General features: G+C 66.4%; 24 protein-coding genes and 1 tRNA gene. 11 read left to right on the forward strand and 14 right to left on the reverse strand.

What is annotated here, in order from left to right; translation table 11 throughout:
* The first annotated feature begins 64 nt into the window (after positions 1–64).
* The 5 genes from BM353_RS06195 (at position 65) to BM353_RS06215 (ending at position 3,738) form a co-directional block, all read left to right on the forward strand.
* Positions 65–949: an SPOR domain-containing protein gene (locus tag BM353_RS06195; RefSeq protein WP_092077961.1), complete on the forward strand. Its 885-nt coding sequence runs from the start codon at positions 65–67 to the stop codon at positions 947–949.
* Positions 946–1,941 carry a beta-N-acetylhexosaminidase gene (nagZ, locus tag BM353_RS06200; RefSeq protein ID WP_092077964.1) on the forward strand — a complete coding sequence of 332 codons (996 nt, stop codon included), beginning with the start codon at positions 946–948 and terminating at the stop codon, positions 1,939–1,941. Before BM353_RS06195 ends, nagZ begins: the two co-directional genes overlap by 4 nt.
* Positions 1,942–1,952: 11 nt before the next feature.
* A complete protein-coding gene (locus BM353_RS06205; RefSeq protein WP_092077967.1) occupies positions 1,953–2,759 on the forward strand; it encodes a segregation and condensation protein A in 807 nt (268 codons plus the stop codon).
* Complete coding sequence (scpB, locus tag BM353_RS06210) at positions 2,752–3,423, forward strand: SMC-Scp complex subunit ScpB (protein ID WP_092077970.1); 672 nt, start codon at positions 2,752–2,754, stop codon at positions 3,421–3,423. Before BM353_RS06205 ends, scpB begins: the two co-directional genes overlap by 8 nt.
* Positions 3,424–3,528: 105 nt before the next feature.
* Positions 3,529–3,738 carry a hypothetical protein gene (locus BM353_RS06215; RefSeq protein WP_092077972.1) on the forward strand — a complete coding sequence of 70 codons (210 nt, stop codon included), beginning with the start codon at positions 3,529–3,531 and terminating at the stop codon, positions 3,736–3,738.
* A gap of 6 nt (positions 3,739–3,744) precedes the next feature.
* Here the strand turns inward: BM353_RS06215 and BM353_RS06220 are convergent, their stop codons facing one another.
* From BM353_RS06220 to BM353_RS06255, 8 genes are all read right to left on the reverse strand, one after another.
* A complete protein-coding gene (locus tag BM353_RS06220; RefSeq protein ID WP_092077975.1) occupies positions 3,745–4,830 on the reverse strand; it encodes a 2'-deoxycytidine 5'-triphosphate deaminase in 1,086 nt (361 codons plus the stop codon).
* Between the two features lie 55 nt (positions 4,831–4,885).
* Positions 4,886–4,962, reverse strand: a tRNA-Pro gene (locus BM353_RS06225).
* Positions 4,963–5,022: 60 nt separating this feature from the next.
* Complete coding sequence (locus BM353_RS17100) at positions 5,023–6,174, reverse strand: MerR family transcriptional regulator (RefSeq protein WP_245759584.1); 1,152 nt, start codon at positions 6,172–6,174, stop codon at positions 5,023–5,025.
* 9 nt (positions 6,175–6,183) lie between these two features.
* Positions 6,184–6,486, reverse strand: a complete 303-nt coding sequence (gene ihfA / locus BM353_RS06235) for an integration host factor subunit alpha (RefSeq protein ID WP_092077978.1) — start codon at positions 6,484–6,486, stop codon at positions 6,184–6,186.
* A 91-nt stretch (positions 6,487–6,577) separates the two neighbouring features.
* The gene (locus BM353_RS06240; RefSeq protein WP_092077981.1) at positions 6,578–7,549 is read right to left on the reverse strand and encodes a beta-ketoacyl-ACP synthase III; all 972 of its coding nucleotides are present in this window, start codon (positions 7,547–7,549) and stop codon (positions 6,578–6,580) included.
* Positions 7,550–7,553: 4 nt separating this feature from the next.
* Positions 7,554–8,651: a phosphate acyltransferase PlsX gene (gene plsX, locus BM353_RS06245; RefSeq protein ID WP_092077984.1), complete on the reverse strand. Its 1,098-nt coding sequence runs from the start codon at positions 8,649–8,651 to the stop codon at positions 7,554–7,556.
* 25 nt (positions 8,652–8,676) lie between these two features.
* Positions 8,677–8,883, reverse strand: coding sequence for a 50S ribosomal protein L32 (gene rpmF / locus BM353_RS06250; protein WP_092077986.1), 207 nt, complete (start codon positions 8,881–8,883; stop codon positions 8,677–8,679).
* Positions 8,884–9,053: 170 nt separating this feature from the next.
* Positions 9,054–9,605: a YceD family protein gene (locus BM353_RS06255; protein WP_092078491.1), complete on the reverse strand. Its 552-nt coding sequence runs from the start codon at positions 9,603–9,605 to the stop codon at positions 9,054–9,056.
* 91 nt (positions 9,606–9,696) lie between these two features.
* Between BM353_RS06255 and BM353_RS06260 the strand changes: the two genes are divergently transcribed.
* From BM353_RS06260 to BM353_RS06270, 3 genes are all read left to right on the forward strand, one after another.
* Entirely contained in the window at positions 9,697–10,155 is a 459-nt protein-coding gene (locus BM353_RS06260; protein WP_092077989.1) for an outer membrane protein assembly factor BamE, read from the forward strand.
* A gap of 138 nt (positions 10,156–10,293) precedes the next feature.
* On the forward strand, positions 10,294–11,070 hold the full coding sequence (locus BM353_RS06265; protein ID WP_092078495.1) for a GNAT family N-acetyltransferase: 777 nt from the start codon (positions 10,294–10,296) through the stop codon (positions 11,068–11,070).
* A 31-nt stretch (positions 11,071–11,101) separates the two neighbouring features.
* Positions 11,102–12,937 (forward strand): ABC-F family ATP-binding cassette domain-containing protein, encoded by a 1,836-nt coding sequence (locus tag BM353_RS06270; RefSeq protein WP_092077992.1) that lies wholly within the window; start codon positions 11,102–11,104, stop codon positions 12,935–12,937.
* A 7-nt stretch (positions 12,938–12,944) separates the two neighbouring features.
* On the opposite strand, the gene BM353_RS06275 is transcribed toward BM353_RS06270, so the two are convergent.
* Positions 12,945–14,120 (reverse strand): multidrug effflux MFS transporter, encoded by a 1,176-nt coding sequence (locus BM353_RS06275; protein WP_092077995.1) that lies wholly within the window; start codon positions 14,118–14,120, stop codon positions 12,945–12,947.
* Between the two features lie 199 nt (positions 14,121–14,319).
* Positions 14,320–14,979: a DsbA family oxidoreductase gene (locus BM353_RS06280; protein WP_092077998.1), complete on the reverse strand. Its 660-nt coding sequence runs from the start codon at positions 14,977–14,979 to the stop codon at positions 14,320–14,322.
* 148 nt (positions 14,980–15,127) lie between these two features.
* Between BM353_RS06280 and BM353_RS06285 the strand changes: the two genes are divergently transcribed.
* Positions 15,128–15,751: a helix-turn-helix domain-containing protein gene (locus BM353_RS06285; protein ID WP_092078498.1), complete on the forward strand. Its 624-nt coding sequence runs from the start codon at positions 15,128–15,130 to the stop codon at positions 15,749–15,751.
* 79 nt (positions 15,752–15,830) lie between these two features.
* Here BM353_RS06285 and BM353_RS06290 read toward each other — a convergent pair whose 3' ends face one another.
* The 3 genes from BM353_RS06290 to BM353_RS06300 all read right to left on the reverse strand — a co-directional run bounded on the left by BM353_RS06290 (position 15,831) and on the right by BM353_RS06300 (position 18,133).
* A complete protein-coding gene (locus BM353_RS06290; RefSeq protein WP_092078001.1) occupies positions 15,831–16,013 on the reverse strand; it encodes a hypothetical protein in 183 nt (60 codons plus the stop codon).
* Between the two features lie 176 nt (positions 16,014–16,189).
* Positions 16,190–16,312, reverse strand: a complete 123-nt coding sequence (locus tag BM353_RS06295; RefSeq protein WP_092078005.1) for an entericidin EcnA/B family protein — start codon at positions 16,310–16,312, stop codon at positions 16,190–16,192.
* A gap of 3 nt (positions 16,313–16,315) precedes the next feature.
* Positions 16,316–18,133 carry an extracellular solute-binding protein gene (locus BM353_RS06300; RefSeq protein WP_092078008.1) on the reverse strand — a complete coding sequence of 606 codons (1,818 nt, stop codon included), beginning with the start codon at positions 18,131–18,133 and terminating at the stop codon, positions 16,316–16,318.
* Between the two features lie 336 nt (positions 18,134–18,469).
* Here BM353_RS06300 and BM353_RS06305 point away from each other — a divergent pair, with 336 nt between their 5' ends.
* Both BM353_RS06305 and BM353_RS06310 read left to right on the forward strand, forming a co-directional pair.
* Positions 18,470–19,243 carry a 3-hydroxybutyrate dehydrogenase gene (locus BM353_RS06305; RefSeq protein WP_092078011.1) on the forward strand — a complete coding sequence of 258 codons (774 nt, stop codon included), beginning with the start codon at positions 18,470–18,472 and terminating at the stop codon, positions 19,241–19,243.
* 42 nt (positions 19,244–19,285) lie between these two features.
* The gene (locus BM353_RS06310; protein WP_092078014.1) at positions 19,286–20,317 is read left to right on the forward strand and encodes a patatin-like phospholipase family protein; all 1,032 of its coding nucleotides are present in this window, start codon (positions 19,286–19,288) and stop codon (positions 20,315–20,317) included.
* Between the two features lie 22 nt (positions 20,318–20,339).
* On the opposite strand, the gene BM353_RS06315 is transcribed toward BM353_RS06310, so the two are convergent.
* The gene (locus BM353_RS06315) at positions 20,340–21,056 is read right to left on the reverse strand and encodes a DUF502 domain-containing protein (protein WP_092078016.1); all 717 of its coding nucleotides are present in this window, start codon (positions 21,054–21,056) and stop codon (positions 20,340–20,342) included.
* Positions 21,057–21,070: the final 14 nt, after the last annotated feature.

Raw genomic sequence — 21,070 nt, forward strand, 5'->3', positions numbered from 1 at the left:
ACATCCGCCGGGGACAGGCACAGGCAAGACCCGGCGCGAGACGCCGCCGGGGAGATGAGGCGGTATGGCAGAGTATTCCCCACAGATGGGCGCGTTGGAGGCGCGTGCGCCGGTGGCGCGCGGCGCGATGGTGAACCTGATCGGCGCGGCGGTGTCGCTGGCGCTGATCGCGGGCCTTGGGGTCTGGGGCTACCGGCTGGTGGTGCGCGATGTGAGCGGCGTGCCGGTGGTGCGGGCGATCGAGGGGCCGATCCGGGTCCAGCCCGAAAACCCCGGCGGCGTCGCGGCCGAGCATCAGGGGCTCGCGGTGAACAACGTCGCCGCCGAAGGGATCGCCGAACGCCCCGCCGACAGCCTCGTGCTTGCGCCCGAACCGCTTGACCTCAGCGCCGAGGATCTGGCGGCCTTCGCTCCCGCCAAGCGCGATGCAGACCAAAACGCCGATCCCGCCGGGGCAGGGGCCTCCGAGCCCGCCGACCCCGAAGAGGCGGCCATCCTCGCCCTTGCCGATCAAATCGCCGCCCAGGTCGCGGCGCAGAGTGCGGGCCAAAGCGGGGGCCAATCCGCCCTTGCGTCCCCGCCGGCCTCGGGCCTCGCGCGCTCGCTTATCCCGCTGCGCCGCCCCGCGGCACTGAGCGCCGGGCGCCCCGCCGGGGCCGCGGCGGCCGTGCGCGATATCAGCCAATCCAGCCTGCCCGCCGGCACGACGCTGGTCCAGCTCGGCGCCTTTCCCGACGAGGCGGAGGCCAAGGCCGCCTGGGCCGCGATCTCCCGGCGGTTCGAGGAGCTGATGTTCGACAAGGCCCGCGTCGTCGTCGAGGCCGAAAGCGTCGGCCGCACGCTCTATCGCCTCCGCGCCGAGGGCTTTGCCCAGATGAGCGACGCGCGCCAGTTCTGCGCCGCTCTGATGGCCGAAGGGGCCGATTGCATCCCGGTCACGCTGCGATGAGCGCCGCCCCCCGCGCGGTCATCCTCGATGCCGAGGGCCCGCGGCTGACCGAAGACGAGCGCCGGCTTTTCGCCGAGCTCGACCCCTGGGGCTTCATCCTGTTCGCGCGCAATGCCGAGACGCCCGACCAACTTCGCGCCCTGACGGATGAGATGCGCAGCGCGGTGGGGCGCGACGCGCCGATCATGATCGATCAGGAGGGCGGGCGCGTCCAACGGCTCGGCCCGCCGCATTGGCGCGCCTGGCCCGCGCCGCTTGATCACGTGGTCGCCGCCGGCCGCAATGCCGCCTGCGCGATGCGGCTGCGCCACCGGATCATCGCCGCCGAACTGCGCGCCGTCGGGATCGATATGAATTGCGCGCCCACCCTCGATATCGCCTGCGACGAGACGCACCCGTTCCTGCGCAACCGCTGTTTCGGAACCGAGCCGGAGAGCGTGGCCGAGTATGGCGGGGCCGCGGCCGAGGGGCTGCTGCAGGGCGGCGTTCTGCCGATCATGAAACACCTCCCCGGCCATGGCCGCGCAACGCAGGACAGCCACGCCGACCTGCCGGAAATCCACGCCAGCCTTGACGCGTTGCGCGCCCGCGACTTCGCCCCGTTCCGCGCGCTGTGCGATCTGCCCTGCGCCATGACCGCGCATATCGTCCTGCCCGGGGGAGACGGCGTGCCCGCGACGCTGTCGCCCGAAGCCATCCGCCTCATCCGCGAGGAGATCGGCTTTGGCGGGCTCCTGATGTCGGACGATCTGTCCATGGGCGCGGTGCCCGGCTCGGTCGCGCAGAAAATCTCCGGCGCGCTTGCCGCCGGCTGTGATCTTGCGCTGCTGTGCAACGCCTCGCTCGCAGACCGCCGCGCCGCCGGCGAGGCAGCCCCGCCGCTCAGCGCGATGGCCGAAGCCCGCGCCGAGGCTGCGCTGGCCTTGCGGCAGGTACCAAGCGCGATTGACATCCGCGCGCTGGAGGCCGAACTTGAAAGCCTGATGCAGTAACGTGGGGGCCGATGGCCGATAAGGAGCTGTTCGACGATCCCGCCTCCGATCAGGGCGCGGTAGCGGCCCGCCTCGCGGCGGAGGCGCTTATCATCGACGTGGACGGCTTCGAAGGGCCGCTCGATCTGCTCCTCACCCTGAGCCGCACGCAGAAGGTTGACCTGCGCCGGATCTCCATCCTCCAGCTCGCCGAGCAATACCTCGCCTTCGTCGAACAGGCCAAGACACTTCGGATCGAACTGGCTGCCGATTACCTCGTCATGGCCGCCTGGCTCGCCTTTCTCAAATCGCGCCTTCTCCTCCCGCCTGACCCTGCGGAAGAGGGCCCCTCCGGCGAGGATCTGGCCGCCCACCTGGCCTTTCAGCTCGAACGGCTGCAAGCGATGCGCGATGCCGCCGCCAAGCTCATGGCCCGCGATCAGCTCGGCCGGGACTTCTTCGCGCGCGGCATTCCCGAACGGGTGGAGCGCGTGCGCAAGGTCGAATATACCGCGACCGTGCTGGACCTGATGCAGGCCTATGCCCGGCTCAAGACGCGCGATGATTTCCGCCCCTTCGTGCTGGACCGCGAGTCCGTCTTCACCATGGAACAGGCGCTGGAGCGGATGCGTGGGCTCATCGGTTTCGCGGGCACCTGGACCGATATTTCAAGTTACCTGCCCGAGGCTTTCTCGGTCGATCCCAAGAAGCGGCGCTCGGCCACCGCGGCGACCTTTGCCGCCTCGCTTGAGCTTGCCAAGGAGGGCAAGGTCGAGATCCGGCAGGGCGCGACATTCGCGCCGATCGAGCTGCGCAGGAGGGAGCCGCGCGATGGATGACCCGCAGCAGATCGCCGCGCCCGAGCCCGGCGAAGACAGCCTCTTCGACGCCCCGCCAATGGCCGAACAGGAGCGCATGGTGGAGGCGCTTCTCTTTGCCTCCGCCGCGCCGCTGAGCCTGCGTGATCTTGCCGGGCGGCTGCCGCATGGCTGCGAGCCCAAGGAGGCGCTGGTGCACCTGCAAAAGCGCTACGAGGGGCGCGGCGTGCGTCTGGTCAAGGTGGGCGATGCCTGGGCGATGCGCACCGCCGCCGATCTGAGCTACCTGATGCAGAAGGAGACGGTCGAGACGCGCAAGCTCAGCCGTGCGGCCATCGAAACCCTCGCGATCATTGCCTATCACCAACCGGTCACCCGCGCCGAGATCGAGGAGATCCGCGGCGTGAGCGTCTCGCGCGGGACGGTCGATCAGCTGATCGAGATGGAATGGGTGCGCTTCGGGCGGCGACGCATGACCCCGGGCCGGCCGGTCACCTTTGTCGTCACGCAGGAATTTCTCGACCACTTCGGCCTTGAGAGCGCGCGCGATCTGCCCGGTGTGAAGGAGCTTCGTGCGGCCGGTCTGCTCGACAATCGCCCACCGCCGGGCTCCGTTCCCGGCCCCGGAGAGGCCGAAGATGACGCCGAGGACGATGAGCCGCAGAGCGAAATGTTCGACGAATGACAAACTGTTCGGTAAATGACGAACAGTTTGATGAGTGACGAACAGTTTGATGATTGGCGAACAGTTCGATGATTGACGAAGTGTTTTACCCGGAAGGATAGTTCGATGCAGATCGACAGGTTGGCGACGATGATACTCAACCGCGTGCTGCGGCAGGTGATAAACAAGGGCGTGTCGAAGGGGATCGACCATATGGCCGGGGGAGGCAAATCCCGCGCCGAGATGAGCCCTGAAGACCGCGCGAGCGCGCAATCCACGCGCGGCGCGATGCAGAAAGCCCGGCGTGGATGGAGCCTGTTTCGACGCCTGCGCTAGGTAAAGCTATGCATTAACACTCGATCGGAAGTGCTTGGAAAGCTTGAGGCCTTGCCCCTGATAGTTCGACGCGATGTCGACGCCGTAGAGCATATCCGGGACCTCGGCCATCCGCTCATAAATCAGCCGCCCGACGACCTGCCCGTGTTCGAGAACGAAGGGGGCCTCGTGGCAACGGACTTCCAGCACGCCGCGTGACCCCGCGCCACCAGCCGCGGCGTGGCCGAAGCCGGGATCGAAGAACCCCGCATAGTGAACACGGAATTCACCCACCATCGCAAGGTAGGGCGCCATTTCGGCGGCGTGATCGGGCGGGATGCAGACCGCTTCGCGGCTCACCAGAATGTAGAACGCGCCGGGGTCGAGGATGATGCGCCCCTCGCGGCTCCGCACCGGCTCCCAATAGGCATCGGCATCGTAGCCGCCGATCCGATCGAGATCGATCACCCCGGTGTGCGGCTTGGCGCGATAGCCAACCAGATCGCCGTCAGTGGGCTGCAGGTCCACCGAAAACGCCAATCCGTCATCGATCACAGCCGTGCCCGAGACCAGAGGCGTCTGCGCGTTGAGGCGCATCAATGCTGCATCGTCGAGCGCTGCCTGCCCCTGCCGGAAGCGGATCTGATTGAGGCGCATACCCGGCCGGACGAGCACGGAGAAGGAGCGCGGGCAGATCTCGGCAAAGAGCGGCCCGTGATAGCCTTGGGGGATGCGGTCGAATTCGGTGCCGCCATCGGTGATGGTGCGGGTAAGCAGATCGAGCCGACCGGTCGAACTCTTGGCATTGGCGACCGCCTGAACATCGTCGGGCAGGGCGAGGCGCTCCATCAGCGGCACGACATAAACGCAGCCCTTCTCCAGCACCGCGCCATCGCTGAGGTCGATTCGATGCATCTCGAACTCGGCCAGCCGGTCCGAAACCCGCGCGGCGCCGCCGGCCAGAAAAGACGCGCGCACGCGATAGGCGACAGTGCCAAGGCGTAAATCGAGGCTGGCGGGCTGGATCTGGGCGGGCTGAATGTCAGGCGAAGCGGCGATCACCCCCGACGCGATGAACGCGCGCAGGGTTTGGCTCGGCAATACACCCGTCATGTCTCGATCTCCTCGCGGCGGATCGGATGCGGCATGCAGATGGTGAGCGGTGAAGTGGTCGGGCTAGCAGGACTCGAACCTGCGACCTTCCGTCCCCCAGACGGACGCGCTACCAGGCTGCGCCATAGCCCGACACTTGGGGCTTCATACTTTATTTCGCGGTGGGGGCAAGGGGGCTTGCGCATATTTCTGTCAGCGGCCCGCCACGTTAAGCATCAGCTCCTGCAATTCCTCGCGGTGGGCCTCCAGCCGGGCCTTTGCCGCTTGCAGCAGGTCGCGCTGATCGCGGAGTCTGTCGCGCGGCACGGACGAAAGAGCTGTCAGCGCGCCGGGGGTTTCTGGCGGATCTACCGCCTCCGCGTCAGCGGCCAGCGCGCGCAGGGTATCGACCACATCGGCGGGCAGGGCAGCGGCCGGAATGTCGGCGAGCGCGGGCTGCGCGTCCTCGATGGCCATCGGCGCGGGGTCTTCGGCGGTGTCCGGCAGATCGAGACCGATCTCGTCTTCGTCCAGCGCATCAAGGGTGGGCGGGTCGAGCGCCTCTGCGCTCTCTGGTTCCAGCTCCGGCAACTCGGCGGTTTCCGGCTCGGCCGCGTCGGCCTCCCAGGCGGCAATCGCGTCTTCGGCCTCGTCCAGCGCCGGCTCTTCGCTGTTCTCAGCGGCAACCTCAGGCTCAGGCTCGGCCAAGGGCTCCGCGACCTCCTCGGCCTCATCCTCCGCAGCGTCTTGCAGAGCGGTCTCGTCTTCCTCCGCGGTGCCCTCGTCCGCGCTTGGATCTTCGGCAAAGAGGTCGTCCTGTGGTTCGGCAGGCTCATCGAGCGGCACCTCTGTGGCGACCTCGGGCTCGGCTTCTGGCTCGGGCTCGGCTTCTGGCTCAGGCAGGTCCTCGGGCTCTGCGTCAGGCTCCGCACCCTCGGCGTCTACGGCTTCCTCTGCCGCCTCGTCAACGTCCGGCAGCTCTTCCAAACCCGGCTCGGCCGCAGCGTCGGTCATCTCCTCGCCTGCACCCGGAGCAGCCTTCGACCCATCGTCGATCTGCGCCTTCAGCGCCGCATCCGCGTCGGGATCATCGAGCGCCTGTGAGAGCAGGGATACGGCCTTCACGCCGTCTTCGCGCAACAGTTTCTGGACGCCCTTGATGGTCAATCCATCGTCATGCAGCAGCCGTTTGATCCCGCCGAGCAGCAGCATGTCGGCGGGGCGATAGTACCGCCGCCCGCCGGCTCGTTTGACCGGTTTGACCTGTGTGAACTTGGATTCCCAGAAGCGCAGCACATGGGCCGGCGTGTCGAGCCAATCAGCAACCTCGCTGATGGTGCGAAACGCGTCGGGCGATTTGGCCATGTCCCGGGCTTACCCGCGATTTCCTTCGGCCACGCGGTCCTTCATCAGGTGCGAGGGGCGGAAGGTCAGGACGCGCCGCGGCAGGATCGGGACCTCTTCGCCGGTCTTGGGATTGCGGCCGACGCGTTCGGTCTTGCCGCGTACGCTGAAGGTGCCGAAGGAGGAGATCTTGACCTGCTCGCCGCGCACCAGCGCCTCCGACATCAGGCTCAGAACCGATTCAACCAGCTGCGCGCTTTCGTTGCGCGACAGCCCCACCTCGCGGAACACCGCTTCGCTCAAATCCATGCGCGTCAGGGTCTTGCTCGACATACCATTACCTCCAGGCCCGTTCATGCGACTGTACGGTCTATGAAAAAGCCAAGTCAATATCAAGCACTTGAGGAAAGGCGTCGGGGCGCGATTACCAGCGCAAAACCACGGATCCCCAGGCCAGACCGCCGCCGATTGCCTCGGTGACGATCAAATCGCCCTGTTTGATCTGGCCCCGCGCCTTGCCGACGGAGAGCGCGAGGGGAATCGATGCGGCAGAGGTATTGCCATGATCCTGCACCGTGGTGATCACCCGATCCATCGGCACGCCCATGCGTTTGGCCGTCGCCTGGATGATGCGGATGTTGGCCTGATGCGGGACGATCCAGTCCACGTCCGCGCCGCTGAGCCCGATGCTGGCGAGCGCGGTTTCGGCGGTCTCGGCGAGTTTTTCCACCGCGTGGCGGAAGACTTCCTTGCCCTGCATCCGCAGAAAACCGGTGTCGCGCGTGCCGACGCCGCCATCGACATAGAGGATGTCGCGGTAGCGCCCGTCGGAATTGAGATCGGAGGCGAGGATGCCGCGGTCGGCCGCGCTGCCGTCGCCGTCCTGCGCCTCGAGGATGAGCGCGCCGGCGCCATCGCCGAAGAGCACGCTGGTCGCCCGGTCCTCGTGGTCGATGATGCGGCTGAAGGTCTCGGCCCCGATCACCAGGATCCGGCGCGCCTGGCCGGTGAGGATCATCGCGTTGGCGGTGGTGAGCGCATAGACGAACCCGGCGCAGACGGCCTGAACGTCGAAGGCAAAGCCCGACTGCATGCCGATCGCGTCCTGCACCATGGTCGCGGCGGAGGGGAAGGTCAGATCGGCGGTCGAGGTGGCGAGGATGATGGCGTCGAGATCGGCGGCCTCAAGCCCCGCATCGGCCAGCGCGGCCCGCGCCGCATGGGCGCCCAGATCGGAGGTGTTCTCATGATCGGCGGCGAAGTGGCGGCGCTCTATCCCCGAGCGTGAGCGGATCCATTCATCGCTCGTGTCCAGCCGCGTTTCGAACTCGCTGTTCGGCACGATCCGGTCGGGCAGGTAGTGCCCAACGCCACGCACCACTGCTCGCGTCGTCATGTTCTTATTCGCTCCCGTCCCCAGTTTCGCCATCTTGGTCAAGCGCCGGGGCGGATGCAACCCGCGCGGCGAGCTTTTCGGAGAAGTTGGACTGGGTGAGTTGGTAGGCCAGTTTGATCGCCGCGGAGACGCCGGTCGCATCGGCCGAGCCGTGAGATTTGACGACCGTTCCGTTGAGCCCGAGGAAAACGCCGCCATTGACCCGGCGCGGGTCGATCTTCTTGCTCAGCCGCTGCAACGAGGTGTAGGCGAGGACCGAGGCGAGGCGCGAGAGCGGCGAGTATCGGAAGGCCTCGCGCAGCCGCTCGCCGATGAGCGACGCGGTGCCTTCGCCGGTCTTGAGCGCGACGTTGCCGGAGAAGCCGTCGGTGACGATGACATCGCAGGTATCGCGCGGCAGATCGCCGCCCTCGACAAAGCCCACAAAGCGGAAATCGGCCGAAACGGTCAGCTCTTCGATCAGCTCATAGGCCAGGCGCAGCTCGGGGCGCCCCTTGTGCTCTTCGGTTCCGACATTGAGCAGGCCGACGCGCGGATGCTCGATCCCGAGCCCATTGCGCGCATAGGAGACACCCATCAGCGCGTATTTGACGAGGTCATGCTCATCGGCGCGGATATCGGCGCCGGCGTCGAGCATGATGTTGTAGCCCTGCTCGCTGCGCGAGGGCCAGAGCACGGCGATCGCCGGCCGGTCCACCCCGGAGAGCTTGCGCAGCCGCACCACCGACAGCATCATCAGCGCGCCGGTATTGCCGCAGGACACGCAGACATCCGCCTCGCGCTTCTTCACCGAGGTCAGAGCCGACCACATCGATGTGGTCTTGCTCCGCCGCAGGACCTGCGCGGGCTTCTCGTCCATCCGGACGGTGTCTTTCGCGTCACGAATCTCGCAGATATCGGCCAGACCGCGACGCTTGGCGATGAGCGGCTCAAGCGTCTCTTGCGGGCCATGCACGATGAACCCGATATCGGGGTTCTTGGACATCGACCGCGCCATGCCGGCCACGACCGCAGAGGGCCCGCGATCGCCGCCCATCGCATCGATGGAAATGGTGATCCGGTCCCGACGCTGGTCGGCGGGCGCGTGTTGATCGGAGGTCATGCTAACCGACCCTGTCCGAGACGGCTTAAGCGGCGTCCTCGTCGAGCTCGATCTCGTCGGCCTGGGCCACGACTTCACGATCGGCATAGTGCCCGCAGGCGGCGCAGACGTGGTGCGGGCGCTTCAGCTCGCCGCAGTTCGCGCATTCGTTGGGGTTGCCCGCGGTCAGCGCGTCATGTGCGCGGCGATTGTTGCGGCGCGACTTGGATACTTTGTTCTGTTGGACGGCCATGTCTCAACCTCATGTCTCTCGGGCAATTGCCCGGCGTTTATCCTTGATCCCCGGCTCTTAGGCGCAAGCGCCGGGGCTGTCCATGACTTTCATGGGCGAGCGCGCGAAAATACGCATCTTTTCGCCACGCGCAAGGGGGGACCCTGACATAGGGTCACGGCAACCGCGACTTACGTCTCGTCAGGGTCAAGCCTGTCGCGCAATGCCTTGAGCCCGGCAAAGGGTTTGAGGTCCTCGTCGCGGATTTCCTCGGCGCCCGGTGGGGTCGCGCGGGCGTCCTCGAAGCTCACGCCGGGCGCGCGCGGATAGTCGGGCAGGGCAATCGCCAGCGCCTCGGCCATCACCAGCCCGGGATCGATCTCGGCGCCGAGCGGCTCGAGCGTGTCGTCCTGCGGCATCTCGACTTCCTCGGCATCTGGTTCCTCCAGATCGGGGCTGAAGCGGCGCAGGACCCGCTCCTCGATCCGAGTGGTGACCGGCGCGCCGGTCACGACGCAGGCCTGCTCGGCCGTGGCCCCGAGCGCGCCCTCCAGCCGCCAGCCGCGTTTGCCCTCGGCGCGGATCTCGCCCTCGAAGGTCAGCTTGCGCAGCGCCAGCAGATCCAGGTCGGCCCGCAGCGCCTCGCGCGCCTCGGCAGACGGGAGAAGCGCGAAGCGCGTGGGTTTCTTGCCGTTGAGCGACGACACGTGGAAAGGATGGGCATAAGGCGTCTGCCGGGTCATTTGAGCCTCCGGGCTGCGGTCGATGTTGAACAATCCGTCGTCCTTCGATAAGCCGATAAAAGGCTTCGTCACAGGACACAAGAGGGCGCAGATGGCAGGGAAATTCCGGGCGGGACGCATCGCCCTTGGTTTGAGTGCCGTAATCACCGTGGCGGGGTGCGTGGCGGAGATGCGCAATCATGGCTATGTGCCCTCGCCGGAGGACCTCGGCCAGGTGGTGCTCGGCGTCGATACCCGCGACAGCGTGATCGAAACGCTCGGCACCCCGACGACCCAGGGCGTCAGCGGCGATGACACGGTTTACTATGTCTATAAGCAGGTCCGCCATTTCGGCTTTCTGGAGCCCGAGATCCTTGACCGGCAAGTGGTCGCGATTTCCTTCTCGCCGGACGGCACCGCGCAAAACGTCGAGCGCTTCACGTTGGCCGACGGCCGCGTCGTGGCGCTGACCCGCCGCGTGACCGACAACACCGTGCGCAACACCACCTTCCTGCGCCAGCTTCTGGGCAACCTGGGCCGGTTCGACGCGGGCACGCTGCTCGGCGAATAGGCGGCGCGATCCCGCCGATCGGGCGGGCGCGGCGCGCGGGTGCGGTTGACCGGCGGGCGCTGTCGGAATTTTGTCATACCAGCGTAACACGGGCGCGCCATGGCTGCGCCCGAGGTTGCATCTGCGGAGGTTGACGCCATGCCCGCCCTGAGCCCGACGCCAAGACGCGCGCGCTACACCACGCGCTTTGCCGCCTGCGACGCGGATCTGCGCGCGGCCCAGCGGCTGCGCTGGCGCTGCTTTCTCGCCGATGACACGGGCGGGGCGGGCGAGGATGCCGATGCCTTCGATCCGATCTGCGATCACCTTCTGGTCGAAACCCGCGACGGCGGCCGGCTCGTCTGCTGCTTCCGGCTCCTGCGGCTCGGGCCCGGAGAAATCGCCCGCAGCTACGCCGCCCAGTTCTACGACCTCGCCGCGCTCGAAAGCTTCGAGGGGCCGATGGTCGAGATGGGGCGCTTCTGCATCGATGCGGAGTTTGCCCTCGATCCCGATATCCTGCGCCTCGCCTGGGGGGCGATGACGCGCTACGTCGATGATCATGGCGTGCAGATGCTCTTCGGCTGCTCGTCCTTTCAGGGCACCGCGGCGGAGGAGTACCTCGATGCCTTCACCGTGCTTCAGGCCCGCCATCTCGCGCCCAAGCGCTGGCTCCCCCGGGTCAAGGCGCCGGATGTCTTCCGCTTCGCCAAGCTGTTGCGGCGCACGCCCGATGCGCGGCTTGCGATGAAACGGATGCCGCCGCTGCTCCGCACCTATCTCGCCATGGGCGGCTGGGTCAGCGATCACGCGGTGGTGGACCGGGCGATGAACACGCTGCACGTCTTCACCGGCGTCGAGATCGGCGCGATTCCGGCGGCGCGCCGGCGGCGTCTGCGCGGGCTTGAGGGCGGCGCGCGGCGCTTGAGTGATTGACGCAGCCCGCCGGGGCGATTAGCTGCGCCTCATGGCACGTGCACCCCTCCTCCAGCTCACCGACATTTCCCTCACCTTCGGCGGCGATCCCGTCTTCTCCGACCTTGGTCTGGTGATCCAGCCGGGCGACCGGACGGCCCTCGTGGGGCGCAACGGATCAGGCAAATCCACGCTGATGAAGGTCATGGCCGGGCTGGTCGAGCCCGACAGCGGCGCCTGCGTCGTCTCGCCGGGCACAACCATTGGCTATATGGAGCAGGATCCGGTCATGTCGGGCTTTGCCACCCTGGGCGATTTCGCCACCGCCGATCTGCCGGAGGGCGAGAGCTACAGGGTCGAGCGCGTGGCCGAGGGGCTGAAATTCGATCTGTCGCGCGCGGTCTCCGCGGCCAGCGGAGGCGAGCGGAGGCGGGCGGCGTTGGCGCGGCTCATGGCTGCGGAACCCGCGCTCATGCTGCTCGACGAGCCCACCAACCACCTCGACATCGAGGCGATCGGCTGGCTTGAGGACGAGCTGAAATCAACCCGCAGCGCCTTTGTCCTCATCAGCCATGACCGCGCCTTCCTCCGCGCCCTCAGCCGCGCCGTGCTGTGGATCGACCGCGGGCAGGTCCGGCGGCAGGAGATCGGCTTTGACGGGTTCGAAGCCTGGCGCGACAAGATCTGGGACGAAGAGGATCAGGCGCGCCACAAGCTCGACCGCCACATCAAGGCCGAGGCCCGCTGGGCTGTGGAAGGCATCAGCGCGCGGCGCAAGCGCAACCAGGGCCGCGTCCGGGCGTTGCAGGCCTCGCGCGCCGAACGGGCGGGCATGATCCGGCGGCAGGGGACGGCGGCGCTGGCGCTGGAGAGCGGCGGCAAGAGCGGGCGCAAGGTGATCGAGGCGGTGGGGCTGGCCAAGAGCTTTGGCGAGAGGCTCATCCTGCGCGACTTCGATCTCAAGGTCGAACGCGGCGAGCGCATCGCCTTTGTCGGGCCCAACGGGGCGGGCAAGACGACGCTGCTCAAGATGCTGCTGGGGCAGGAGGCACCCGATGCGGGCAAGGTCACGCTCGGCACCAACCTCAAGCTTGCCTATTTCGACCAGACCCGTGCCCAGATCGATCCGGACATGACACTGTGGGAAAACCTCACGGGCGATGCCGAGATGCGCGTCTCGGGGCGCGCCGACCAGATTCTCGTGCGCGGCACGCCGAAACACGTGGTGGGCTATCTCAAGGAATACCTCTTCGATGAGGCACAGGCCCGCGCGCCCGTCCGTTCGCTCTCGGGGGGGGAGCGCGCGCGGCTGCTGCTGGCCCGGCTCATGGCGCGGGACAGCAACCTGCTCGTGCTCGACGAGCCGACCAACGACCTCGATGTCGAGACGCTCGACCTGCTGCAGGAGGTGCTCGACGGCTATGACGGCACGGTGCTTCTGGTGAGCCACGACCGCGATTTCCTCGACCGGGTGGCGACGCGGACCGTGGCGATGGAGGGCGACGGGCGCGCGCTCATCTATGCGGGCGGCTGGAGCGACTATCGCGACCAGCGGGCCGAGGCCCGGGCCGATGCTGCGCCTGCCGCCAGGCAGAGCGCGCACAAGACGCCCGCTCCCGCCGACGCGGCCTCCGGGACAAAACCGGCCAAAACCGCGCGGGCGGGGCTGAGCTTTACCGAAAGCCACCGCCTGAAGGAGCTTCCCGCCGAGATCGAACGGCTGGAGGCGGAGATCGCCAAGCTCGAAGGGCTGCTCTCGGATGCGGAGCTCTACAGCCGCGAGCCGGTCAAGTTCCGCAAGGCGACAGAGGCGCTCGCCGCCCGGCAGGCGCGGCTTGCCGAGGCCGAAGAGGACTGGCTGACGCTGGAGGAAAAGGCCGAAGGCTAGGGCGCCCTCAAACCTCCGCCTCTTGCGCGCCGGCATCCACATCGCGGCGGATGAGCCCCGACAGCAGCCGCGAACCGATCACACAGAGCAGCACGCCGATCGCAATCGGCAGGGGCGAGCCGTCGAAGGACAGCCCGATCGGGATCGCGATCAGCACCGACGCCACCGTCGAAAGCGCGGCGATGATCGAGGCCGCCATTCCCGCGAGATGGCCCATCGGCTCCATCGCCAGCGCGTTGAGATTGCCCGAGACCATGCCCATCTGGGCGAAGACCGAGATCGTCCAGACGAGATAGGCCACGAAGAGGACCTCGCTCGGCGGATCGAAGACGATCAGCGCGAGCATGGCCGCGGTGATGGCGATCTCGATGGCGAAGGTGGTGTTGATGATCGCGCGCATTCCGAAGCGGACCACCAGCTTGGCGTTGACGAATCCCGCCGAGCCCGAGACCAGCGCGATCACCGCGAACCAGAACGGGAAGCTGTCGGCCCGGCCGAAAACCTCGTCGAAGATCTGCTGGATCGAGGAAATCATCGCGAACAGCATCCCGAAGGTCAGCGACATGACCGCGATCGAAAGCCGCACGGTCGGGTGACCGAGGACTTCCTTCGTCGCGTCCCACAGATCGGCGCGGCGCATCGGGCGGCGGCTCTCTGTGGGGAGCGTTTCGGGCAGGCGGAGCATGAGCCACAGGGTGACCAGCGCGGAGAAGACGGTGAAGGCGAGGAAGATGCCGCGCCAGCCGGTGACGGCGATGATCTGCGCCCCGACGGCGGGGGCAAAGGCGGGGACGATGGTGAAGATGATCATCACCACGCTGACGATCTGGGCCATCTGGCGGCCCGAATAGAGATCGCGCACCACCGCGAGCGCCACGACACGCGGCCCCGCGGCGCCCAGCCCCTGCAGCAGCCGAGCGGCGAGCATGGTCTCCAACGTCGGCGCGCTCCAGGCCAGGATCGCGCCGAGAATATAGAGCGCCGCGCCGCCCACCATGATCCCCTTGCGCCCGTAGGCATCCGAGAGCGGGCCGGTGAAAAACGTCCCCAACCCCATGCCGAGCACGAAGAAGGTGATGATGAGCTGCGCCTCGTTGGGGCTCTCGGGCGTCAGCTCCGCCGCGATCTCGGGCAGGGCTGGCAACATGGCGTCAATCGAAAAGGCGACGGTCGCAATGATCATTGCGATGAGAACGACAAACTCGTTCCGGGAAATGGATCGGGATGGCACGGGATAACTCCTGTTAGACCCCGGCGCTACCACCAGATCGGAAAAAGTGCCAGCCCAAACCCGGGCCCCAGATGTGCGCCAGCGAACACGTTCCTGTGCGCACGCGCCTCACCGCGCGCAAACAGAAGTCGCGTCGCCCGGGTGGGCCTGCCTATTCGTCCGCGCTGTCTGCCGCCGTCTTCTCGGCTTGTGCGATCTCGTCGATGACCTTCTGCCAAAGCTCCGACGGCTGCGCGCCCACCACCGCTTGACGCTCGGCCACGATAAACGTCGGCACCGAGCTCACCCCCGCCTCGCGGCTGTGGCCATCGCGCGCCGCGATCGCTTCGCGGTCGGCGTCCGAGCCCAGAAGGCGCAGGACCACCGAGGCGTCCATCCCGATCCCGTCGGCGATATCGGCCAGCACGTCATGTGCGCCGATATCGCGGTACTCTTCGAAATAGGCGCGGAAGAGGCGGCTTGCGGCGGCGGTCTGGCGCCCTTCGATCCCGGCCCAGTGGATCAACCGGTGGGCGTCGAGCGTGTTGGGCGTGCGCTGAATCGCGCCCCAGTCGATCTCGAGCCCCACCGCGCGCGCCTGGGTGTCGATCGCGCCATAAACCTCCGCGGCCTTGTCCTTGCCGCCGAATTTCGTCTCCAGATAGGTGCGGCGGTCAATCCCCTCGGCGGGCATGTCGGGGTTGAGTTGGAACGGGTGCCATTCGACCGTGAAGGGATGGTCAGGGCGGCTCTCCAGTGCGCGGTCGAGCTGGCGTTTGCCGATGTAGCACCACGGGCAAATCGGGTCAGAGAGGATATCGAGCTTGATCACGGGGGTGGCCTCCGGTCGGGCGGGTTGAAGCGGGTCCGCCCCTTGTGCCGCATTCGGAGGCGGGCGTAAACGCAACAGACCGGGGCAGGGCGCGCAGGCACCGACGGACATGTTGCGCGGGGCGGGCAACCGGCCTATGTCGCTCCCCATGCCCCCACGCGATCCCGAAACACTGATCACCATCGCCCACCGAGACGGCCGCGCCAGCGCGCCGGAACCGCTCGATCTGGCCAAACGGGTGCGCGAGCTGCGGGTCTCGCGCGGCTGGACGCTGGAACAGGCGGCGCAGCAAGCGGGGCTCGCGCGCTCGACCCTCTCCAAGATCGAGAACGGGAACATGTCCCCGACCTTCGATCTGTTGAAGAAGCTCGCCACGGGGCTTGCGATCTCGATCCCCCAGCTCTTCACCCCCGCGCCGGAAACCGAAGCCGCGCCGCGTCTGTCGGTCACGCGCGGCGGCGAGGGGGAGGCCTTCCCGACGGCGACCTACGAGCACGACCTTCTCGCCGAGACCCTGCCCGACAAGCGCATGTTGCCCTATCACACGCGCATTCGCGCCCGGGCGATGGAGGAGTTTGAGGGCTGGGTGCGTCATGATGGCGAGGAGTTTCTCTATGTGCTGACCGGGGCGGTGCGGCTCTTTACCGAGTATCACGCGCCGGTCGATCTGCGCCGGGGCGACAGCGTCTATTACGACGCGCGGATGGGCCACAACGTCATCTCGATCAGCGAGGATGACGCGACGATCCTCTGGGTCACGTCGCTGACCTGATCACAAGCTTGTGCCGGCCGGTGCGGCAGGCCGGTCGTTCTTTTGAAATTCGATGACTGTCGTCGGGGAGGGCGTGCGCTCAGCGGCGCGGCGGGCCCTTGCGGTTTTTCTCGACAGGGATGCGGATCAGAAGCTCTTCGCGTGCCCGCTCGCCGCCGCCAAAGACTTCGGCGAGCCCTTCAAGCAAGGCGTCAAGCCGGTCGCGCAAATCGCCCACAAGGCTGTGGACCCGCTGAAACGCCGTGACGAGAGTGAACCGCATCGTGACTAAACCTCTTCCCTCAACCGGTGCCACCGCAACGTCTCATTCCCCCGAAGAGTGGCACCCTCCTTAGAATGGGGAAGCTTGCACAGATTTGCAACCACTGAGGGCCGCGGCGGGCCGCCGCGCGCGTGTCCGCGCCGAAACCGTCGGAAAATCACACGGTTGCGCGCGCCTCAGAGCATATCCTGCACTGTGCGCGCGCCCGACGAGATGTCCTGCCCGATCCCGTCGATCGTCGCGCAGGCCGAAAGGCCCAGAATCAGCAGTGCGGCCGTGATCCTCATGATCCAACGCATCGCTCACTCCTCCTCGTACCACCAGACATCTGGCTGCCAGCCGATCCAGTCACCGTAGATCGGGATCTCTTCGGGGTATTTGAGCTCCTTCACATGGGCGACGCGGCTGATGTTGTACTGATAGATCGGGATGACATAGCGCCCGGTGGTGAGCACCCGGTCGAGCGCGCGGGCGGCGGCGACGAAGCCCTCGTTGGATTGCGAGGTGAGGATCGCGTCGATCATCGCCTCGGCGGCGGGCGAGGCCATGCCCATCAGGTTGCGCGAGCCGGGCTCCTCGACCCCGTCGGAGCCCCAATAGAGATACTGCTCGTTGCCGGGGCTGAGCGAGAGGCCGCGCCGGTACTGGGTCATGTCGTAGTCATAGGCCGTCACGCGCTCGGCATATTGCGCGCTGTCCACGGTCGTCACGGTGATCTCGATGCCCATCCGCTCCAGCGCCTTGGAGAAGATGTCGATGATCGACTGGCTCTCGCCATCGGCCGATTGCAGCAGCACCTCGAAGGTGAAGCGCTCGCCCCCGGCGTTTTTCATCACCCCGTCCTGAATGGTCCAGCCGGCCGCTTCCATCAAGTCCATCGCCGCGCGGATGTTGGCGCGGTTGCGCTCGCTGCCGTCTGACACCGGCAGGGCATAGCCCTCCAGCGCGCCGGGCAGAAGCGCCTCGGCAAAGGGCTCCAGCAGGGCGCGGACCTCGCCGCTCGCGGGGCCCTCGCGCATCCCCAGAACCGAGTTGGAGAAGTAGGAGGCGATGCGCGGCTGCTTGCCCCCGGTCAGCGCCTGGTTGATGAACTCGAAGTTGAACGCATGGATCATCGCGTCGCGCACGCGCCAGTCGGCAAAGGCGGGGCGGCGGCTGTTCATCACGAAACCGGTCATGCCGGTGGGCCGCTCATGGGGGATGATCGACTTGATCACATCGCCGCTTTCGATCGCGGGGAAGGCGACCTGCGTCTCCCATTTCTCGGCGTTGAACTCGCGGTGGGTGGTGACCTCGCCGGCCTTAAACGCCTCGAAGGCCACGCTTCCGTCGCCATAGAATTCCATCCGGATCTCGTCGAGGTTGTTGGTTCCGCGGCGGAAGGGCAGGTCATTGCCCCAGTAGTCCGGATTGCGCTTGAGGCTGACGAAACGGCCGGCCTCGAAATCGTCGATCACGTAGGGCGCGGAGGAAATCGGGATCATGTCGAGCCCGCTCTCTTCGAAGGAGGCTCCCTCCCACTGGGCCTTCTTGAGGATCGGGCGCATCCCGACGATGAGCGCCAGCTCGCGGTTGTCCTCGCTGAAGGTAAAGCGGATCTTGCGCGGCCCGGTCTGCTCCATCGAGGCGATGTTCTTCCACAGCCCGTGGTAGCGCGGATGGCCCACCGTGCCCAAAGTCTCGTAGGACCACATCACATCCTCGACCGTCACCGGGCTGCCATCGGAGAAGCGCGCCTCCTCGCGGAGGGTGAATTCCGCCCATGTCCGGGCGGGGTCCGTCTCGACTGATTCGGCCAGCAAACCGTAGAGTGTGAACGGTTCGTCCCAGGATCGGCCCATCAAACTCTCATAGGCCAGGAATCTTAATTGCCACGGGACGGTGCCCTTGAGGATGTGGGGATTAAGACTATCGAAACTGCCGGTCTCACCGGTAACGATTCGTCCACCTTTGGGCGCGTCCGGATTTGCGTACGGCAAGGCCACAAAATCCGGTGGCAAGGCGGGCGCGCCGTACATAGCTATGCCATGGCTCGGCTCCGCCAGCGCGGGGGAGGCACCGCACAGCGCGACAGCGCAAATCGTCAATGCACGAAGGCTGCGTAAAGGATTTGTTAACATTTGGGCTCTCAAACTGCTGCTCAGTCATTCTTCGTTAACCGGACGGTAGCCGGGGTTATAAGGCTTTTCAAACTTTTAGGTTGGACAGCGGCGCAAGATTGCTTATAAAGAAACCACTGCTCGATAGGTTTCTTGCCTGTATGAAACCTGCCTCAATAACTTAACGCCGGCTTCGCGCCGGCGTTTTTTTTGTGCAGAATTTCGGCAGGTTGGAAAAACCTGCGCGCCGCCCGGCGGGCGCCCGGTGGCAGAGCCTCGCCGCTGAGGGCGAAAGCGCTTGGCCTGCTCCTCGCCCGTACTTATGCTGCGCCTGCAAACATGTCAGAGGAGCCGCAAATGTCGCTTGCAGGAAAAACCGCCGTGGTGACGGGATCGAACTCCGGGATCGGGCTTGGCGTGGCGCGCTCATTGGCCGAAGCCGGAGCGCGCGTCGTGCTCAACTCCTTCACCGACCGGGACGAGGACCACGCGATCGCCGCCAAAATGGCGTCCGAAACCGGCGCCGAGGTCCTCTATATCCAGGCCGACATGTCCAAATCCGACCAGTGCCGCGCGCTGGTGGAAAAGGCGGGCGCCTGCGACATCCTCGTGAACAACGCCGGGATCCAGCACGTCGCCCCGATCGACGGCTTCCCGCCCGAGAAATGGGACGCGATCATCGCCATCAACATGAGCTCGGCCTTTCACACCACCGCCGCCGCCCTGCCGATGATGCGCAAGGCCGGGTGGGGCCGGGTGATCAACATCGCCTCGGCGCACGGGCTCACCGCCTCGCCCTACAAATCAGCCTATGTGGCGGCCAAGCACGGGGTCGTGGGGCTCACCAAGGTGACCGCGCTGGAGACGGCCGAGGAGCCGATTACCGCGAATGCCATCTGTCCGGGCTATGTGCTGACCCCGCTGGTCGAGGCGCAGATCCCCGACACGATGAAGGAATACAACATGAGCCGCGAGGAGGTGGTGCGCGACGTGCTGCTCACGCGCCAGCCCTCCAAGGAATTCGCAACGGTCGAGCAGATGGGGGGCACCGCGGTGTTCCTGTGCTCGGCCGCCGCCGACCAGATCACCGGCACCACAATCAGCATCGACGGCGGCTGGACGGCGCTCTAGCCGCCGGCCCGATACCCGCCGACAACGCGCGAGGGACATCGCATGGTAGAGATCAATCTCGGGCTACAGGGCGGCGGGGCGCACGGCGCCTTCACCTGGGGGGTGCTCGATCGGCTGCTGAGCGAGCCCGACCTGCACATCGCCGCGATTTCCGGCACATCCGCGGGCGCGCTCAACGCCGCGGCGCTCAAATCGGGCTACCTGCAGGGCGGCGCCGAGGGCGCGCGCGAAAACCTCGCCTGGTTCTGGCACGAGGTCGCCTCGCTCGACAATTTCGCGCTGCCTGACTGGCTCCAGCCCTTCATGCCGCCCATCAGCGTGCTGTCGAAAAACATCGAGTATTCCCCCGCCTTCGCCGCCGCCGATGCCGCGAGCCGGATGTTCTCGCCCTATGCCTGGGGCCCGTTCTATACCCATCCGCTGCACAGGATCGTGGAGCAGTTCAACTTCGGCCGGGTCTGCGCCGATGAGGGGCCAGAGCTCTTCATCTCGGCCACCAATGTGCGCAGCGGGCGCGGGCGGGTGTTCAAGGGCGAGGAAATTACCGCCGCCAGCCTTCTGGCCTCAGCCTGCCTGCCGACACTTTATCAGGCCGTCGAGATCGAGGACCCGGCGACGGGGATGATGGAGGCCTACTGGGATGGCGGCTACATCGGCAACCCGACGCTCTATCCGCTCTATTCGGGCGATCTGCCGCGCGATATCGTCATCGTGAACATCAACCCCATCGTGCGCGACCGTATCCCCAACACGCCGCAGGAAATTCAGAACCGGATCAACGAGATCAGCTTCAATTCGGCCCTGTTGCAGGATCTTCGGACGATCCACTACGCCCAGTCGCTCAAGGATCGCGAAGACATCCCCGATGCTGCGATGAAGGATCTGCATGTGCATATGATCGCCGATGACAAGCTGATGAACCAGTTGTCAGTGGCGACCAAGATGGTGCCCAACCCGCTGATCATGGAGGATCTGAAGGCCGCCGGTCAGCGCGCGGCGAGCACGTTCCTCGCGCAGAACAAGTCAAAGATCGGGGTGGAAAGCACGATCGATCTGGGCGCGATGTTCGGCTGAGCCGCCTGCGCGGCCACCGGGCTCATTCCGCGGCGCGGACGCGGAAATTCTCGGGCTTGATCGGCTTTTCCGACGGGTAGACGAGCCCCGCCGAGATCACCAGCTTGGCCGCTTCCTCCACCGACATGTCGAGCTCGATCACGTCCTCCTCGGGAAAGAACAGCAGGAACCCCGACGTGGGGTTCGGCGTGGTGGGCACAAAGATGCTCAGAAGCTTGCCGCTGGTCTCGGCCCGGGTGGTGATCTCGCCGCGCGCCTCGGTGGAGATGAAGCCCACGGCCCAGATCCCCTTGCGCGGATACTGGATCAGGCAGGCCTTCTCGAAGGAGCGGTCGCTTTGGGCAAAGACCGTCTCGGCGATCTGTTTCACCCCGGTGTAGATCGAGCGGATGATGGGCATCCGGTCGACCAGCGATTCCGCGTAGCGGATCAGCGAACGGCCGATGAACCCCTTGGCGAGCCAACCCACGAAGATGGTGAAGAGCAAAAAGACCACAACGCCGAGTCCGCGGATGTTGATCTGGGTGTCGGGGCCGAAGAGGCGTTTGAAGAACTGATCGGGATGGTAGGCGTTGGGTACGAAAGGCAGAACGAACCCGTCCACCCAGCCGATCACCGTCCAGATGAGCCAGACGGTCATGCCCACCGGCGCGATGACCACCAGCCCGGTCAGGAAGGAAGACCGCAAGCTGCCCAAAAAGCCGGTTCGGCGTTTTTGGTCGTCAAATGGGGTGGTCATGGGGGCGCATCCGG

This window comes from Poseidonocella sedimentorum (assembly GCF_900116005.1).
GTDB lineage: Bacteria > Pseudomonadota > Alphaproteobacteria > Rhodobacterales > Rhodobacteraceae > Poseidonocella > Poseidonocella sedimentorum.

What these genes read in the sequence shown, in the direction of transcription:
- BM353_RS06195 (WP_092077961.1), top strand. Translation starts at nt 65, where the DNA reads ATGGCAGAGTATTCCCCACAGATGGGCGCGTTGGAGGCGCGTGCGCCG.
- nagZ (WP_092077964.1), top strand. Translation starts at nt 946, where the DNA reads ATGAGCGCCGCCCCCCGCGCGGTCATCCTCGATGCCGAGGGCCCGCGG.
- BM353_RS06205 (WP_092077967.1), top strand. Translation starts at nt 1,953, where the DNA reads ATGGCCGATAAGGAGCTGTTCGACGATCCCGCCTCCGATCAGGGCGCG.
- scpB (WP_092077970.1), top strand. Translation starts at nt 2,752, where the DNA reads ATGGATGACCCGCAGCAGATCGCCGCGCCCGAGCCCGGCGAAGACAGC.
- BM353_RS06215 (WP_092077972.1), top strand. Translation starts at nt 3,529, where the DNA reads ATGCAGATCGACAGGTTGGCGACGATGATACTCAACCGCGTGCTGCGG.
- BM353_RS06220 (WP_092077975.1), bottom strand. Translation starts at nt 4,830, where the DNA reads ATGACGGGTGTATTGCCGAGCCAAACCCTGCGCGCGTTCATCGCGTCG.
- BM353_RS17100 (WP_245759584.1), bottom strand. Translation starts at nt 6,174, where the DNA reads ATGGCCAAATCGCCCGACGCGTTTCGCACCATCAGCGAGGTTGCTGAT.
- ihfA (WP_092077978.1), bottom strand. Translation starts at nt 6,486, where the DNA reads ATGTCGAGCAAGACCCTGACGCGCATGGATTTGAGCGAAGCGGTGTTC.
- BM353_RS06240 (WP_092077981.1), bottom strand. Translation starts at nt 7,549, where the DNA reads ATGACGACGCGAGCAGTGGTGCGTGGCGTTGGGCACTACCTGCCCGAC.
- plsX (WP_092077984.1), bottom strand. Translation starts at nt 8,651, where the DNA reads ATGACCTCCGATCAACACGCGCCCGCCGACCAGCGTCGGGACCGGATC.
- rpmF (WP_092077986.1), bottom strand. Translation starts at nt 8,883, where the DNA reads ATGGCCGTCCAACAGAACAAAGTATCCAAGTCGCGCCGCAACAATCGC.
- BM353_RS06255 (WP_092078491.1), bottom strand. Translation starts at nt 9,605, where the DNA reads ATGACCCGGCAGACGCCTTATGCCCATCCTTTCCACGTGTCGTCGCTC.
- BM353_RS06260 (WP_092077989.1), top strand. Translation starts at nt 9,697, where the DNA reads ATGGCAGGGAAATTCCGGGCGGGACGCATCGCCCTTGGTTTGAGTGCC.
- BM353_RS06265 (WP_092078495.1), top strand. Translation starts at nt 10,294, where the DNA reads ATGCCCGCCCTGAGCCCGACGCCAAGACGCGCGCGCTACACCACGCGC.
- BM353_RS06270 (WP_092077992.1), top strand. Translation starts at nt 11,102, where the DNA reads ATGGCACGTGCACCCCTCCTCCAGCTCACCGACATTTCCCTCACCTTC.
- BM353_RS06275 (WP_092077995.1), bottom strand. Translation starts at nt 14,120, where the DNA reads ATGATCATTGCGACCGTCGCCTTTTCGATTGACGCCATGTTGCCAGCC.
- BM353_RS06285 (WP_092078498.1), top strand. Translation starts at nt 15,128, where the DNA reads ATGCCCCCACGCGATCCCGAAACACTGATCACCATCGCCCACCGAGAC.
- BM353_RS06290 (WP_092078001.1), bottom strand. Translation starts at nt 16,013, where the DNA reads ATGCGGTTCACTCTCGTCACGGCGTTTCAGCGGGTCCACAGCCTTGTG.
- BM353_RS06295 (WP_092078005.1), bottom strand. Translation starts at nt 16,312, where the DNA reads ATGCGTTGGATCATGAGGATCACGGCCGCACTGCTGATTCTGGGCCTT.
- BM353_RS06300 (WP_092078008.1), bottom strand. Translation starts at nt 18,133, where the DNA reads ATGTTAACAAATCCTTTACGCAGCCTTCGTGCATTGACGATTTGCGCT.
- BM353_RS06305 (WP_092078011.1), top strand. Translation starts at nt 18,470, where the DNA reads ATGTCGCTTGCAGGAAAAACCGCCGTGGTGACGGGATCGAACTCCGGG.
- BM353_RS06310 (WP_092078014.1), top strand. Translation starts at nt 19,286, where the DNA reads ATGGTAGAGATCAATCTCGGGCTACAGGGCGGCGGGGCGCACGGCGCC.
- BM353_RS06315 (WP_092078016.1), bottom strand. Translation starts at nt 21,056, where the DNA reads ATGACCACCCCATTTGACGACCAAAAACGCCGAACCGGCTTTTTGGGC.